The following is a 16,671-nucleotide window of genomic DNA, read 5'->3' on the forward strand; positions in this document are numbered from 1 at the left end:
GGTAATTATTGATCCTGCTTCACTCAAGCTTTCGCTTATAGTCCCTCAAGCATTTTTAAAAGCTAACCCACGAGGTTATATTTCTTCAGAAAATTGGGACTCTGGCGTTTCGGCGCTATTTATTAATTACAATGCCAACTATTATCACACTGATTTTGACTCAATGTCGGACACTGATTCTGCATTCATTAATCTGTCATCAGGAATTAACCTTGGCCAATGGCGTTTAAGAAACCAATCGTTCTATCTTCGCAGCGAATCCGAGGATGTCAGCTCAAGCCAGTTTGAATCAACTCGCACTTACGTCAGCCGAGCGATTCCTCAAATACTGTCAGATTTTTCGATAGGTGAACTGAACAGCCAGAGTACCAAGTTAAGCAACTTCGGGTTCAATGGTGTACAAATCCAGACAGATAACAGAATGCGCCCAGAATCCCAAAGGGGATATGCTCCCGTTATCAGAGGCATTGCTAAAACGTCAGCAAAAGTTACGGTTAAACAAAACAATCGTCAGATATACCAGACTTCTGTAGCGCCTGGGCCTTTTGAAATTAATGACTTGTACTCTACCGCTTATCGTGGAGACCTGCTTGTTGAAGTCACTGAAGCGGACGGTCAGATTTCCAGCTTCACAGTCCCTTACTCCGCCACACCAGGTTCCAAACGAGAAGGACAGAAAGAATTTTCAGCCGCACTCGGTAAAACAAATCAATTTACCGACGATAGTTGGTTTTTCGACGCCAGTTACGAAACTGGCCTGACTAATTTGATTACCGCAAACGGTGATTTGCGAGTTTCAGACGGGTACTATGCGCTCGGACTAGGCGGTGTGCTGAACACCTCTATCGGGGCCTTCGGGAGCGATGCTATTTACTCAGTGACAGAAAGCCGTAATGAACAGTCCTCTTCCGACGGCTGGCGATTTGGCGTCAACTATAGCCGTTCATTTGACACAGGCACAACGGTAACATTGGCCGGATATCGTTATTCAACAACAGGTTATCGGGAATTGGCCGATGTATTAAGTGACTACAACCAGCAGAGTACTGACTATACGTCTGGCACTTATATGCAGAGAGAGCAAATGAACCTTAGTATCAATCAAAGCTTGGGTAATTTCGGTATCCTCAATGCGAATGGTAGTAAGCGAACATACCGAGGGAACCGCCAAGATGATGAACAATATGGTCTCGGATACTCCGTCAACCTAGGGACTGTTAACCTAGGCGTCAATTACGCTCGTAACTACGTTGCTACCAGCTCCTTTGACGACAGCCATAGGAGTGAAAACCTTTGGAGCGTCAACCTTTCAGTTCCCATAGGCAGCTCAAACCATATGCTGAACTCGGGGTATACGCATTCTGACGACTCTGGCGATAGTGCAGATGTCGGTGTGTCCGGCACACTTGGGGAAGACAGAACCTGGAGTTACAGTGTTAATGCAAGCAGACAACTCCCGGAGGTTGGCCAAGATACCAATCGTTTTAACCTATCTCTAAATAAAAGGACCTCAGTTGGAACTTTTGGCGGTAACTTTGCGAAAGGAGCAAACGACTCACAATTCGGTGCAAATGCCAGTGGCTCTGTGGTCATACATCATGGAGGCATAAACCTGGCTCAATCGGTCGGAGATACCTTTGCTATCATCAGAGCGCCAGGAGCTGAAGGTGCGCAGATCATGAACAGGCTCGGACAGAGGATTTCATCTAACGGCTATGGGCTGGCCCCCAACCTCATTCCCTACAGGGAGAATGACATCATGCTGGGCGGCGAGTACAGCCCATATGTCGAAATTCTTTCTTCAGGTCACAAAGTCATCCCCATGGCAGGTGCTGTGCTGGAAGTTGATTTTGATACCCGAAAAGGGTATCCGCTATTGATCGAGACATCTATCAATGAAAAGCAGACTTCAATTCCGATAGGTGCCGTTGTGACTGGAGAGAAAGGTGAGGAAATAGGTGTGTCTGGCCAGAATGGATACGTTTATGCTCGGGTGGATCAAGATATGGGGAACGTCCATGTGTCTTGGGACAATAAAAAATGTGTGATCCACTATGATCTTTCTTCGAAATTGGATGACACAAAACAAGCAAGAATATTCAAACTCAAATCGCCATGTAAGGAAATGTAATGAAAAGATTTACCATCGCAATTCTGTTTCTGTTGATGGCGGGAGTTGGGACTCAAGCTAAAGCAACTTGCAGAATAAAGACACAAGCGACTTTGGATACGCAGGGTTCAATTATACAAGTTGGCCGAGTCAACATGGGCAGCAAATACCTTCAACCTGTAGGCACTGTTTTGGCATCCACCACCGTTTCTGCTGTCACTGCCAGTAACTTGAGTGCAGAGACGGTGATGATGGAGTGCGATTATGCCGACAAAGATCAAATCTACGAACTCTTCGCAACTAACGGAGATGATCGGGTTGGAGGCTATTGGGAAATCGGTAACGGTAGCGGCACATCAGTCAATGACGGAATGCCGGGCTACTACGCAACTTGGTTTCCGTATATTGCTCTGAAAGCGACTCACTTGAGCTCAGGTAAAGTTGTGACTCGCTACTGGCAAAAAGCACCTTTAGAACAATATGATGTTAGTGCTGATAGCACAAAAATATACGTTAAAGCCAAACACCTCAGCCAGTATCAGGTTGATCTTGCCCGGGTATCGACTCAATATGCTCCCATTGGTTCTAGATCGAACTATTGCGCATCTAACCCGCCATTTGGCAGCAATACCGTAACGACTTACACCTGTGTCCAACCCAACTTTTATGTACAGCTGGGCGGTCCCGGTTTAAGTGCAGCTGTATTGGATGTTGAGGGCCAAGACAGCGCGACCAACTATGATTTCTGGGCAGATAATGGGGTATCGTTTGGGTTGCGTACTGGTCTGACGATGTCTTACTTCCCAACCTGTGTGGTGCGTAATCATACTCCAGTCGTCCTCTTCCCGACTCTATCAGTTCAAACACTTGAAAATGGAGGAAAGGCACAAGCTCCAATCCATATTGAACTGGAGTGTGAAGACGCGGTTAATTCAGGCATCAGTTCCGGACAAACCGCCATGGGTTTTATGGTCAGTGCTGAAGCTGATACAGCAGCGTCAAATAACGGTTTAATCAGTAACAACGGTGTGACCTATTTACTTTCTGATGGCTATGAAACTGATGGTGCTTTAGCTAAAAACGTGGGTATACGTATTTGGGATGTCAACGGCATTAATATTCCATTTGTTCGTTCTACCGGATATCTAAATGGCTCAACGAGCGGCCGTAATGCCGGATGGTTTCCCGTACTGGAAAATGCCGTCTCAGCCGGAAGCGACTACGCGGATCACACCAATTACTTCCAACAGTTTATCGCCAGTCTAGAGAAGCTGCCCGGGTCCGGCAGTGTAACAGCAGGAAAAGTAAAAGCGCATGCGAGAATTATTATTAAAGTCCAGTAAGCAATGCTGCATACTGATATTCATTTATCTTATTTCAGTCCCGGCTTTCGCCGGGTTGATGCTAGATAAAAGTCGAGTCATTATTTACGACAACCACCCGGATCATTCAGCTTATGTGGTAAATACCAATGACTATCCGGTCATTACACAATTTTGGGTCACGGATGAGGCAAGTGAAGCCTTACCGAAGGACGCAAAATCACCGTTTCTAGTAGTTCCTCCGGTTGCCAAACTTGCCCCTGGAGAGAAAAAAAATATGGCTATATATTATACTGGCGATACATTAAACGGGGACAAAGAACAACTATTCTGGTTGAATCTACATGAAGCACCACCAACAGCCAATCTCGACGACAATAAAGTCATTGTCAGCATGACCACAAAAATAAAGCTGTTTCTTCGACCGGCACATATGGAAGCTCTTGCGAAAGGCCCTGTACCTAAAATTACCTGCACTCAAAGTAAAGGAAAGACGAGAGTAAGTAACACCACTCCGTTTTACGTCAACTATCTTCGATTAGGTACTGAAGACTCAGGTGGTTACCTGCCTCCGTTTTCAACTTTGTATTTCAATGTTCATAACAATAAAATATTGCCAATGTTCTATATTAACGATCAGGGACAAATCCGTCACCTCGAGATCTCATGCATAAAAGATCGCGCGTCAGATCCGAAGTAAAATTAGGCGTTGATGACGGCTGCAGGTTTTAAGTCTTAATACCTATCACATCCCCCCAGATTCAAATAGCAAAACTGGGGGCACTAGGATGATTGTTAGAGAGCATGATCAAAATATGTGTACGCATCTACATATAACTACACTTAGCACTTAACGTCTGCCATTTCCTAACCTGAACAAACAAGCTAAACCCAGAAACGGCTCCAAGTAAGGCGAATGTAAACCACAACCAGCCAGCGTCAAAGCCGGGTAAGTCCAGCAGCCAACCTGCACACCAGTTTCCGATAAACGCAAAAAATCCTCCGATACAAGAATTAAGACCATAATAGCTCGCCAGTTTCTCAGGCTCCGCAAAATTTGGGACATAGGCACCGATCAGCGGATAAACCATCATAGAGCCGCCACTCAGCAGGATTGCACACAACACAAACGGTAGTGGCAACCAAGGCTCAAAACGCATGTTCAAAACTAGAAAGGCACTTCCCATCAGAGCCATACCGATTCCCATACCTTTAGCGACACCAAGAGTTTTATCTACCCAGTAACTCACTGGTAATTGCATTAGCACTCCCATCAAGGACGATATCATAAATACCCAAGTGATAATGGAAGGACTGCCCGTTTGAGTTTTAACCTGATGGGGAATGGCAAGATAAAGCTGATGAAACAGAATCTGATATACGCCCGCGGCCATCACAAAATTGAGAAATGGTTTGTTCTTCAGCATCAACCACCAATCACGTAAAAAGCTATCCTTGTCTGTACGATTAGGAGCCAAAACATCTCTAGGCAGGTAATACCACTGAAGCAAAAACAAAAGGCTAAACACGCTAGCGGCGGATAATCCAACCCACATAAAACTCGCAAAAAATAAAGCAAGACCAATCAGAGGCCCAATTAACATACCCGCTTCCTTTGCCAGATTCTGCAACGCAAAGACTCTATGACGCTCACTGGCATCAGGGTACTCAGAGGACAAATATGCCTGACTGCTCGGCGTAAACAGGGCCCCCGCAAAGCCTGTACAGAAAGCGCCCAATATGATAACGAAAACGTGAGAACCGACACCCAGAAGAAAGAATCCCACGATACGCACAGCGCAGCCCCAAAGTATCATCCGTTTGTAGCCGAACCTATCGCCCAACGTGCCACCAACCAAGAACAAACCTTGCTGACTGAGTACACGCAGGCCAATAATTAAACCAATGTACCAGCCATCAAACCCCAGATTCTGAAGATGTTCAGCCAGATAGGGCAACAACATGTAAAAGCCGAGATTAAAACTAAAACTGTTAAATACCAGAACACGACCAGCAGCTGATAGTAACCGCCAATCATTAATGAAATGGCGCAGCCTCATTTAAGCGGCCTTTTTTGAGCGTTGAGTACGGACAAAAGGCACGCCACTTTCATCGGTGAACACCTGTGCTTCCACGTTGTATACTTCCTCGACCAACGTTGACGTCAGAATCTGCCTAGGGTGTCCACTAGCAATTAACTCCCCTTGCTTTAGCACTAGCAGATTATCCGCATACTGCGCGGCCAGGTTGAGGTCGTGTAACACCATCAGACTGATGCATTGCTTTTCACCAGTTTGACGAACCAGATGTTCCAGCAATATATGCTGATGATGCAAATCGAGCGCACTGACAGGTTCATCTAACATCATAATCGCCGGATCTCGCATCAAGGCTTGCGCGAACAAAACCATCTGGCACTGACCGCCGCTGAGGGTATTGACGCTGTGGTTAGCCAATTGAGAAATCCCTATGTTATCGAGAATCTGTAGTGCTTGATTGAGCGTTTTATCATCGACACGCAGACTCAGAGCATCCAATCGACCTAACAAAACGACTTCAATGACAGTCAAATTGACGTCTAAGTTAATATCCTGAGGCATGTAACCAAATTGGCTTCGCCATTGTGCCAACGACTTATTGGACAGCAAGTTACCGTTATAAGCTATATCACCACTGATAAGATTAACATCACCAAATAAGGTTTTTAACAGAGTACTTTTTCCCGTACCGTTTGGCCCAAGAATCGCGGTTATCTGCCCCGGTTTTAAGTCAAAACTCATATCGCGAGCTAAAGTAAGTAAACCAAGCTGAATATTTATCTTTTCTACAGTTAGCATGTATTAACTCCGCTTGGTAATAATGAGCCAGAAGAAAAACGGTACGCCGATAATTGCAGTGACAATTCCGATAGGAAACAAAGCTCCGGGAACAATCAATTTAGACAGGACAGAAGCCGTAGATAGAAGAAAGGCACCAATTAAAAAAGAGAGCGGTAAGAAAAATCGTTGATCTTCTCCCACCAAAATTTTCGCAATGTTTGGAGCAACAATCCCCACAAAACCGATGATCCCCACAAAGCTGGTTATCGTAGCCGTCATCAGAGCAACGATAAACAGGGTTTTAAGACGTAACTGCCGAACATTCACCCCTACACTTTTCGCCCGCTCTTCTCCTAAACGTAACGCCGTCAGTTTCCATGCGTCTTTCATTAAAAATAAGAGTCCCAATATTACCACCGAAGAAGTAATCATCAGGTTGCCCCAGGTTGCTTTTGATAAACTCCCAAAAAGCCAAAATAAGATCTGCTGACTAAGCTCTGGTGACGATACAAACTGAACTAATGAGAGTAGAGACTGGAAAAGAAACAGTAATGCTATACCCGCTAAGATAAGCTGACCAGAGCTGATATGACGCATTGAGGCCAGAGCGAATAAGAAACAAGCCGATAACATGCAGCAGAGAAATGCTCCGATTGGAACTGCGTAGTAACTATCTATGCCCAACGAGCCGAAATACAATGTAATTGCCGCGCCAAACCCCGCCGCCGCCGCCATTCCCAACGTGTACGGGCTAGCCATACTGTTGTTAAGAAGCGTCTGCATCTCTGCGCCACCGACACCCAAAGCTCCCCCAACAACGATTGCCATCAGTGCAATCGGTAGACGTAAATCAGTGACAATAATCTGTGTCGAACTATCGACTTGAAAAGGTAAACCAACAAACTGAAAGATCGCATGCAAGACACTCGTAGCATCCAGCATAGATGGACCACTCATGATATCCAACACAAATGATGTCATTAAAATTAGGCAGAACATAATGAGGATCGCGATGCGTCTATACTCATGTTTTCTTTGTGTCTCAATAGCTTGTAGTACTGCTGCAGATTGCATCCGACATTACCTGACTATGTAATTGATTCGTTAATAATTGCGACTAAGCCCCACAGTAACCTAGTTCACACCCTGCTTTTGCACCACGCACATTAACAGAAATGATAATAATTTGCATACGTATTGAATTAGGAATTATGATTGGTCGCTAAGTTAAGCATTGGCTGTATGGACCATATTCATCATAAATCCAAGGATCTCATTCATGTATAAAAAGTTAATTAGCATTGCCGCCCTCATTTTTAGTGCGTCTGCGCTCGGGCAAGTCACCACTGTTACAGATATCTTGGGGAGAGAAGTCACGCTGGATGTTCCCGCGAAAAGAGCGATTGTTGGCTTCTATCCGGAAGATTATATGGCAATAGGTACTGAAAAGGCATATGACAATGTTGTGGGCATGTCTAAGTATATCTGGCAGGCACGTTCGGCTAACTGGGAACTGTACGTCAAACATCGCCCTTCTTTACAGAAGATCGCTGACATTGGCCGTATTGACACCAATACTTTCTCTGTCGAAAAAGTGATCGGCCTAAAGCCAGACGTATTGATGCTGGCAGAATGGCAATACAATGGATTAGGTGAAGACATCGCCCGCATTGAAAGTACCGGTATCCCTGTTGTGGTTGTCGACTACAACGCGCAGACGCTTGAGCGTCATGTTAAAAGCACTCAGATTATAGGCGTTATTACCGGTCAGAAAGAAAGAGCCGACCAAATAGCGAATGATTACCGCCATAACGTTGAAATGATTCAAGAGCGTTTAGCCTCCGCAAACGTAGCAAAGCCTAAGGTTTATACCGAATACGGCGCCGCTGGCGTCCAAGAAGTCGGCTACACATTTGGTAAAAATATGTGGGGAGCGATAGCCACCATGGCTGGTGGAGACAACATTTCTGCCCCTTATGTTGAGTGGTGGGGAAAACTGAATCCAGAGCAGATCATCGCCTCAAACCCAGATGTTATTGTCATTACGGGTTATGAATCCGGCAGTTCTAGCGACTCGATGTTAATGGGTCAAGGTGTCGCACAAGAACTTGCAAAAGAACGTTTAGCCAACTTTAAAAAGCGACTGGGTTGGGCCACTATTTCCGCTGTACAGAATGATCGTATTTATGCGGCATACCACGGAGCGTGCAGAACGATCATGGATAGCGCAATGATTCAGTTTTATGCTAAAGCGCTGTACCCTGAGCTATTTAGTGACCTGAACCCTGAACAAGCGTATCTTGATTTTTATGCTAAATATTTGCCAGTCACCCCCTCAGGAACGTTTGCCATCAAACTGTAGCTAAGATAACTCAGAACACCGGCATACAGACTCAGGAACTCGGGAGCGAGTATGATTGGAACTATCGCTCCCCAACGACCTACTCGGTGAAAGCACCGAGTTCTATTTTTCGACACAATAAGCGTATCGTTTCGGTTAAAGATGCCTGAAGAAACGGCTCGCCTACCCCTAACCCCGCGTTTGTATCGCTTTCATTCCATACTCTTAATGCGCTTAATAGTCTCGCTAAAATACTTGCTGCTCCTTGTAATTCTATACAACCGACACACCTCATCGACAAATTTAATGCTCGCTCAAATCGATTCATTTTATTACTATTTTTGAATTACACTGGATAACGACAATTGTGGAGTAAAAACATGAACAAGATATGGGTAACTGGTGATGCGGTCATTGATTTGATTCCTGATGGTGAAATGCACTACCTTAAATGCCCAGGCGGAGCGCCTGCCAATGTAGCAGTAGCGATAGCACGCCTTGGCGGCAACAGCGCTTTTTTTGGTCGAGTCGGGAACGATCCCATAGGCAAGTTTATGCAACAAACACTCGTTAGCGAGATGATCGACTGCCGACACTTAATTCTGGACAGCAATCAACGCACCTCAACGGTTATCGTCGATCTGGATGATAGCGGCGAACGCAGCTTTACTTTTATGGTCAAGCCCAGCGCTGATCAATTCTTACAACCTTCTGATATTCCTGATTTTCAACCTAACGAGTGGCTACATTTCTGCTCTATTGCTCTGGCCAACGAACCTAGCCGAAGTAGCACATTTGAAGCGATTCATCGCATTAAACAAGCGGGAGGTTATGTCAGTTTTGATCCCAACCTTCGCGAAGAGGTGTGGGACAACCCTGATGAACTAATCGAAGTGATAATGCGCGCTGTGGCTACAGCCGATGTCGTAAAATTTTCTGAAGAAGAGTTATTGTTTCTGACCACAACCACGTCAATTGAGCAAGGACTGCAAGTTTTGTCTGAGTTGTCATTGCCTCTGCTTATCATTACGCAAGGCGCCAAAGGCGCGCTGGTTGTCACCTCAGCTAATCAAATGTTGGTCAGCGGAAAAGTCGTGAAACCCGTGGATACCACTGGTGCTGGTGATGCTTTTGTGGGAGGTTTGTTGTATCAGTTGTCGAAGAGTGAGCAATGGCAATCAAGCGATTCTATCACTAAAGCGGTCCATTTAGCCCATGGCTGTGGCGCTCTTGCAACCACGCAAAAAGGAGCAATGACTGCACTCCCCGCCCAAAGAGAGTTACACAAATTTCTCAGCGAATAATTCTGAAACTTCCATTCAGGCGAGCCTTATGCTCGCCTTTTTGATGATCAGGAATACGTAACTTAGCACATACATCCAGCTCACAAATACCATCCAGAACGTGAATTGGATAAAAGTTTTCAATTAACGATCGGGATCGTTCCCCATTTATTGGTTACAGTCCTACCTAACGTAATGAGTGATAGTTATCAGACACCGAGGAAACATGAACTGATAATTTTCGCTCAAACATCCACGCTGCTTCGTGATTTATTGGGAACGTTTGCAATTCCTCAAATTTATCATCCAATGTGGAGAAACATTCTAATGAAAACTAAAGCATTAACGCTGGCTGTTGCCGCAGCCCTCTTACCTGCCTCTGTCGCCAGAGCTGAGTCCGATATCACAACGCTGGAAGCACGTATCAACGATCTGGAATCACGCCTGGCGCAAACTGAACAAACAGCTCAGCAAACGCAAGCTACAGCGTCTTTATTTGAATTTCACGGCTATGCTCGTGCTGGACTGTTGGTCAATGACGACCTCAACGGCGCGACTGGCACAGGCCCTTACATGACAGCGGCAGGTGCGCTGGGGGCACCTGTTGGTCGCCTAGGCCTGGAAGATGACAACTATCTTGAAGCCAATCTGGTTCACAACCGTACGCTCGATGACGGCTCTACTGCACGATTTCGCATTATGTTGGCTGACAGCGTCGAGACCAGCAATGACTGGACCGCAGATGACAGCCAACTCAACGTGCGTCAGGTGTATGCCGAGCTGGCTAACTTGAGCTCATTCTCCGGTGCGTTTGAGCACTCGACCTTGTGGGCAGGTAAACGCTTCGACCGCGATAACTTTGACATCCACTTTTTTGACTCTGACATTGTGTTTCTCTCTGGTACCGGCGCTGGCATCTACGATGTGCAGTTTACCGACAGCTGGAAAGCCAACTTCTCTGTCTACGGCCGCGACTTTGGTGAAATCGACAGCTCCAGCACTGATATCGAAAACTACGTTGCAACCATGAACAACCGTTTTGGCAACTTCCAACTGATGGTCAGCGGCATGACTTCGTCCGATAACCAAGGCCGCGACACCGACAGCGCCTCACCAAGCAAACGCGCAGAAAACGGCGTGCATGCTCTGTTTGCCTATCATGGCGAGAGTTTCTATGGCCTGAGCGACGGTTTCTCAAAATCCGGCGTGTTGGTCGGTCAGGGCCTTGGTGCTGAACTGAAAGGCATCGGCTCAAACGGCGACCTGAACGAGGACGCCAAAGCCCTGCGTCTTTTCAGCTACGGCGTGACCCGCTTTGCGGATAACTGGCGCATCGCCCCTGCCGTCATGGCGGAATACAGTCAGGATCGCATCAAAACCAATGATGAGTATACATGGGCCTCAGTCAACGTTCGCCTCGCGCAGGAGCTGACCCGAAATTTTGAAATGGTGTATGAAGGTTCTTACCAGTACATGGATCTGGACAACAGCGTCGATAAGGCCAAAGGCAACTTCTACAAAGCGACGATTGCCCCGACCTTCAAACTGGCAACGTCAGCGGGCTTCTTTGACCGCCCGGAAATTCGCTTTGCGGTGAGCTATGTTGACTGGAGCAGCGCGCTGGATGACTACGCAGTCAGTCTCGACAGCGATGTCAACACCATGGGCAGTGGCGGCGAAACCGTCTTTGCCCTGCAAATGGAAACCTGGTTCTAAACCATACCTCCCATCAACCCGGCTTCGGCCGGGTTTTTTGTTGCGTTAAAGATAGCAAGCCTCCGTTTCGTTGATGCAAGGCTATCTGTTTGCCAAACCCGGTTTTGAGTGCCTGCCTACGGTGAATTTTATCCGTTGATTGTTACCTTAGTCTGCAAAGACAAAAGCCACCTTTGCGGTGGCTTTTTTAGCATTCGGTGAAATCACCAACGTAATGCTTAACGCGGTGCAAATGACCACTGCATGGCATTGAGCGGGGCGAACGTCGCACTGGCAACCGCATGACGCAGCGAAATATGAGTCGCGTTTGGCGGCGTAAACACGCGCCCGGTCATTACCTGCTCACCGTCATTGATGAAGATTTCCAGCGATGAGTTGTCCGCCAGAACGCGTAGCTTCACTTCACCTGATGTCAGTGGCAGCTCACGAATGGTGTCGCCCTCGCGAATCTGGGTATGGCCTCGGTCAAAACGCAGCACGCTTTGCTCGCGCTCGAGTGTCAGCACCACAGCGTGCTCATCATCGTGCAGTAAACGCAGTTCACTGCCCCAAGGCAGCGTCACTTCCAGATCGAAGCTTTTGCAGCCAAGATCCAGCGGCTGCTCATTGAGCGTCAATGCGCGAGTCTCACCACGCAATTGCGTCAGTTCCGCAATAGGTTGCTGAATAATTTTTCCGTTGTACCAACTCAGCTCGCGCAACACAGTAAACTGATGAATCCAGCCATTGTCGCAACTTGGGTGTTCAACCTCATCCGGCAATCCCATCCAGCCGCACATCACGCGGCGGCCATCGACGGTGTGCATCGATTGCGGGGCATAGAAATCGAATCCCGCGTCGAGTTGCCAGCCTTGCAGAAAATGAAAACCGCCGTTGTCGTCCTGATGAATGCGAAAAATACGATTCTGATGAACGATGGTGTGATGCGGGTTATCCGCACGAATTCCTTGCGGACCAAACACCATAAACTGCTCGCCCGAGAGCTCGAACCAGTCTGGGCATTCCCACATATAACCGTAAGGCGCCAGCTCTTCGCCATACAGCTTATCAAACTGCCAGTGCTGCAAATCCGTAGAATGGTAGACTGCTAAACGGCCTTGCAAATCCTGAGTCTGCGCGCCAAGCAACATATGCCACCGCCCCTGACGCTGCACCACTTTCGGGTCACGAATGTGTTCCGTGACGCCCGGCGGTAACGTGCGGATCTGCGGTCCTAATTTTTCAAACTGATTATGCTCATTCAGGCGTGCTACACACTGCATCGTCTGGCGCTGACGGTCGTGGCCAAGGCGCGTGTTGCCGGTGTAGAACAGCCACAAATCGTCACCATCACTGACAGCATGACCAGAAAAGACCCCGTGGCTGTCGAACCAATCCGACGGCGTTAACGCGATGGACTGCCACGCCCAGTTCACCAGATCCTGGCTTTTAAGGTGTACCCAGTATTTATCTTTATGCTCACAGGCAAACGGATACCACTGATAGAACAGATGGTACTCACCTTTGTGATAGATAAAGCCGTTTGGATCATTGAGTAACCCCTGCGGCGGTGAAATGTGCCACTGTGGGCGATACGGGCAAGGTGTTGGCTGCAAATACGATGAAGCGGCCTGACGCTGCGCACTGGCGATGGTCAGACCAAGCTCGGCGAGGTCAGCATCGGTGATGTCACCACCACGCTCCATACACAGTTGCCACTCATCCAGTACTGATTCGGTACTCACTTCTTGTGGCAGTGGCTGAACACGCTCAGCATCTCGCACCGCTACCGTCACGCGCCCTACCGGGGCTAAAATTCGTTGAATATTATCGACCCCGCCCGCGAGATCAATAAGTCGCTGTAGTGACATGAACTTACCTAACATCAAATTCGGGAACGTTCTCAAAATATAAAACAAATACTAATTAGGCAAGTTTTTCCGCAATAAACTGAGGGCAAATCCAATTGAGTGTGAAGCCGGGCACAGAAGCCCAGCGACAGGGCAAAGAAAAATTTGCGTAAGATTTAGCAGGTTTCGCGTGGCACATTCTGGAAAGTGAGCACGACTTTGCTCATCTCCTGACCGCGCCCGGCAATGCGCTCCAGCAGCATTTTTGCTGCGTTTTCTCCTGCTTTATCAAAGGCATAGTTGAAGGTCGATAACGAAGGTGTGCTGACATAGGCCAGTTCGTCATTGCCGACTCCGAGTAGTTTCACCTGTTCACCAACCTTCACACCAGCTTCCTGCAGCGCTTTGATCGCGCCGACGGCCAAACGGTCGGTCGCACAAAACAGGCCATCCATTTGCGGATACGTTTTGATCTGTTCTTTGGCCAAACGATAGCCGGATTCAATCGAAAAGTCGCCACGCACATGAAACAGCAGCGGTATATTGTGGAACGCCAACGCCTGCTCCAAGCCTTGTGAGCGTTGGGCATCCACCGCAATGTCGTCACTCTGCACGCCGATAAACCCGATCTGTTCGCAGCCCGCTTGCACCAAGCGGTTGCCCGCTTCAAAGCCAACGCGTGTATCATCGTGCACCACACTCGGAATGTTATGCAGCGAGCCATCCTGCCCTACCAGCACCACCGGTACCGCCGATTGTTGAATCGCTTTGACAAGCGGCGCGTCAAGATGCGTAGCGTAAAATACGATTCCTTCGACACGCTTTTGGTTAAATATTTTAATATATTCGATTTCTTTAGCATGAACCTGATGAGTATTGGCGAGTAATACATGCTTCCCGGCCTGCTCGAAGATCGCCGTCAATCCATCCACGCCTTGGGCGGTCGCATGGGACGATACCCGCGGCACAATCACACCAATCAGGTTGGTTCTCTGCGATTTTAGATCTTTCGCCACCTGGTTAACCACGTAGCCACACTCAGAAACCGCCTTTAACACTTTGATTTTCGTAGACTCTTTTACGCCGTATTCATCATTAATTACGCGAGAGACCGTCGACTTTGACACGCCTGCCAGTCTGGCGACGTCATACAAACTTGCCATAAAGCATCCTATTTTACGTTCCAAGTGGGATTGATTGCAGAAATGCCCGACTTCAATCCCGGCATTAGCGTGATTTTACCCTTGTTTTGTTGTTTCTCTATCTTGCTTTTGGCGATCATTCTCACAGAATTCACCACGATCTTTTGACCGTTAGGGATTAATTGACAAAAATCGCCATTGCAAACGTTCCCAAAAATATAATCATAAAGCAGTAAACAACTAAACCCAGACACATTGAAGCGGCCTAAACCACGCAACTTCAAACAAGACGGGTATACTGACAAGTAACAAGAACCGGGGTGAGTTATGGACTATCCAGTCATAGCAAAACAACTTCTCGAGCACTTGGGTGGCAAAACCAACATCCAGGCGCTGGCACACTGCGCAACACGGCTACGTCTGGCAGTGAAAGATGAATCACAGATTGATGAAAGCGCAATCGAAACGTTGGATGGCGTCAAAGGCCAGTTCAAGGTCGCGGGCCAATACCAGATCATTTTTGGCTCAGGTATTGTCAATCAGGTGTATGCCGAAATGGCGAAGCTGACCGGCATGGCCGATATGTCGACCAACGACGTCGCCAGCGCCGGTGCGCGAAATCAGAATATCGTGCAGCGCGCAGTTAAAGGCTTATCCGATATTTTCGTACCTATCATTCCGGCCATCGTCGCGGGTGGTCTGCTCATGGGTCTGTTCAACGTACTGACCGCCAAAGGCTTGTTTATTGATGGTCTATCGCTGATTGATGCCAACCCCGGCCTAGCGGATTTGGCCAGCATGATCAACACCTTCGCCAACGCCCCGTTTGTTTACTTACCCGTTCTGCTGGCTTTCTCTGCATCACGCAAGTTTGGCGGAAACCCGTTCCTTGGCGCGGCACTGGGTATGCTGATGGTTCACCCGGATTTGCTTAACGGTTGGGGCTTTGGTAGCGCGACCGTGGCTGACACCGTACCGACGTGGAACATTCTCGGGCTGGAAATTCAGAAGGTGGGCTATCAAGGCTCGGTTCTGCCAGTGCTGGTTTCGGCCTTCATTTTAGCCAAAGTTGAGCTCGGCCTGCGCAAAGTGATTCCATCGGTACTTGATAACCTGCTGACACCAATGCTGGCGATTTTCATCACCGGTTTCCTGACGTTCACCTTAGTTGGCCCAATCACACGTGATGTCGGCTTTATGCTGGGTGACGGCCTCAACTGGCTGTACGATTCAGCCGGCTTTATTGGCGGCGCGCTGTTTGGTTTTATCTATGCTCCGTTCGTGATTACCGGTATGCACCACAGCTTCATCGCGATTGAAACTCAGTTGCTGGCGGATATCGCAACCACCGGTGGAACCTTCATTTTCCCGATCGCGGCCATGTCCAACGTGGCACAAGGCGCCGCAGCGCTGGCAGTTGGCTTTACCACCAAAGACATCAAGCTCAAAGGAATTGCGATCCCCTCCGGCATTACCGCACTGCTGGGTATTACGGAGCCGGCGATGTTTGGTGTGAACCTGAAACTGCGTTACCCGTTCATTGCCGCCATCACAGGCTCTGCGATTGCCAGTGCTTTCATTACTCTGTTTAACGTTAAAGCCCATGCATTGGGTGCAGCAGGTCTGCCAGGCATCATCTCCATCAACCCGGAGAAAATTGGTTACTACGTGGTAGGAATGGTGATTTCATTTGCGGCGGCATTTGGTCTGACGCTAATGTTGGGCATGCGCGAAAAAACAAAACAAAGCCTTAGCACGGCAACATAAGTACTATCCAGTTGGCACTAACCATTGCTCACTCCGTTTGTGGGCAGTGATTAACCTTATGTTTTTTCATTCGCACCAATAAACGTTGCATGTCCCTAACTTTTACCGATGGAATACCAATATCTAGAAACTTAGTTCTTAATTCAAAGAACTAAGCTGACTAGTGGATAACAATAGCTTCTAGGTCACACGTCCAACATCTCCATTTCACCCTGCCACTAAGCCAGTTTCCAGCATCTAACGGCACAACGAAAACCACTCAGCTCAAAAACTACGACTTTTGGACAATTGAATTTAGCTCAAAACATTCTTCTTTAAAGATACTAGTAATAATACATACTC

The 16,671-nt window shown here is 47.6% G+C and carries 12 protein-coding genes; 7 read left to right on the forward strand and 5 right to left on the reverse strand.

Features of this window, described 5'->3' with window-relative positions:
* The 3 genes from CAG65_RS17940 to CAG65_RS17950 form a co-directional block, all read left to right on the forward strand.
* Positions 1 to 2,131: fimbria/pilus outer membrane usher protein (locus CAG65_RS17940; RefSeq protein ID WP_161454505.1), on the forward strand; the 2,131-nt coding region annotated here is incomplete at its 5' end.
* A complete protein-coding gene (locus CAG65_RS17945) occupies positions 2,131 to 3,453 on the forward strand; it encodes a fimbrial protein (protein ID WP_161454506.1) in 1,323 nt (440 codons plus the stop codon). The genes CAG65_RS17940 and CAG65_RS17945, both read left to right, overlap by 1 nt.
* The gene (locus CAG65_RS17950) at positions 3,425 to 4,132 is read left to right on the forward strand and encodes a fimbrial biogenesis chaperone (protein WP_161454507.1); all 708 of its coding nucleotides are present in this window, start codon (positions 3,425 to 3,427) and stop codon (positions 4,130 to 4,132) included. The genes CAG65_RS17945 and CAG65_RS17950 overlap by 29 nt, the downstream gene beginning before the upstream one ends.
* Before the next feature lie 127 nt (positions 4,133 to 4,259).
* Here the strand turns inward: CAG65_RS17950 and CAG65_RS17955 are convergent, their stop codons facing one another.
* From CAG65_RS17955 to CAG65_RS17965, 3 genes are read right to left on the reverse strand one after another with little or no spacing between them, the layout of a single operon-like run.
* Positions 4,260 to 5,492, reverse strand: a complete 1,233-nt coding sequence (locus tag CAG65_RS17955; protein ID WP_161454508.1) for an MDR family MFS transporter — start codon at positions 5,490 to 5,492, stop codon at positions 4,260 to 4,262.
* Positions 5,493 to 6,269 (reverse strand): ABC transporter ATP-binding protein, encoded by a 777-nt coding sequence (locus tag CAG65_RS17960; RefSeq protein ID WP_161454509.1) that lies wholly within the window; start codon positions 6,267 to 6,269, stop codon positions 5,493 to 5,495.
* A gap of 3 nt (positions 6,270 to 6,272) precedes the next feature.
* Positions 6,273 to 7,325, reverse strand: a complete 1,053-nt coding sequence (locus tag CAG65_RS17965; protein ID WP_161454510.1) for a FecCD family ABC transporter permease — start codon at positions 7,323 to 7,325, stop codon at positions 6,273 to 6,275.
* Between the two features lie 205 nt (positions 7,326 to 7,530).
* Here CAG65_RS17965 and CAG65_RS17970 point away from each other — a divergent pair, with 205 nt between their 5' ends.
* From CAG65_RS17970 to CAG65_RS17980, 3 genes are all read left to right on the forward strand, one after another.
* Positions 7,531 to 8,613: an ABC transporter substrate-binding protein gene (locus tag CAG65_RS17970; protein WP_161454511.1), complete on the forward strand. Its 1,083-nt coding sequence runs from the start codon at positions 7,531 to 7,533 to the stop codon at positions 8,611 to 8,613.
* A gap of 359 nt (positions 8,614 to 8,972) precedes the next feature.
* Positions 8,973 to 9,896 carry an aminoimidazole riboside kinase gene (locus tag CAG65_RS17975; RefSeq protein WP_161454512.1) on the forward strand — a complete coding sequence of 308 codons (924 nt, stop codon included), beginning with the start codon at positions 8,973 to 8,975 and terminating at the stop codon, positions 9,894 to 9,896.
* A 306-nt stretch (positions 9,897 to 10,202) separates the two neighbouring features.
* Positions 10,203 to 11,591, forward strand: coding sequence for a carbohydrate porin (locus CAG65_RS17980; RefSeq protein ID WP_161454513.1), 1,389 nt, complete (start codon positions 10,203 to 10,205; stop codon positions 11,589 to 11,591).
* Positions 11,592 to 11,809: 218 nt separating this feature from the next.
* On the opposite strand, the gene CAG65_RS17985 is transcribed toward CAG65_RS17980, so the two are convergent.
* Both CAG65_RS17985 and CAG65_RS17990 read right to left on the reverse strand, forming a co-directional pair.
* Complete coding sequence (locus CAG65_RS17985) at positions 11,810 to 13,441, reverse strand: glycoside hydrolase family 32 protein (protein ID WP_161454514.1); 1,632 nt, start codon at positions 13,439 to 13,441, stop codon at positions 11,810 to 11,812.
* 155 nt (positions 13,442 to 13,596) lie between these two features.
* The gene (locus tag CAG65_RS17990) at positions 13,597 to 14,583 is read right to left on the reverse strand and encodes a LacI family DNA-binding transcriptional regulator (RefSeq protein WP_161454515.1); all 987 of its coding nucleotides are present in this window, start codon (positions 14,581 to 14,583) and stop codon (positions 13,597 to 13,599) included.
* Between the two features lie 306 nt (positions 14,584 to 14,889).
* On the opposite strand from CAG65_RS17990, the gene CAG65_RS17995 reads away from it, so the two are divergent.
* Positions 14,890 to 16,329 (forward strand): sucrose-specific PTS transporter subunit IIBC, encoded by a 1,440-nt coding sequence (locus CAG65_RS17995; RefSeq protein ID WP_161454516.1) that lies wholly within the window; start codon positions 14,890 to 14,892, stop codon positions 16,327 to 16,329.
* The last annotated feature ends 342 nt before the right edge of the window (positions 16,330 to 16,671 follow it).

The organism is Vibrio sp. V39_P1S14PM300 (assembly GCF_009904765.1).
GTDB lineage: Bacteria > Pseudomonadota > Gammaproteobacteria > Enterobacterales > Vibrionaceae > Vibrio > Vibrio proteolyticus.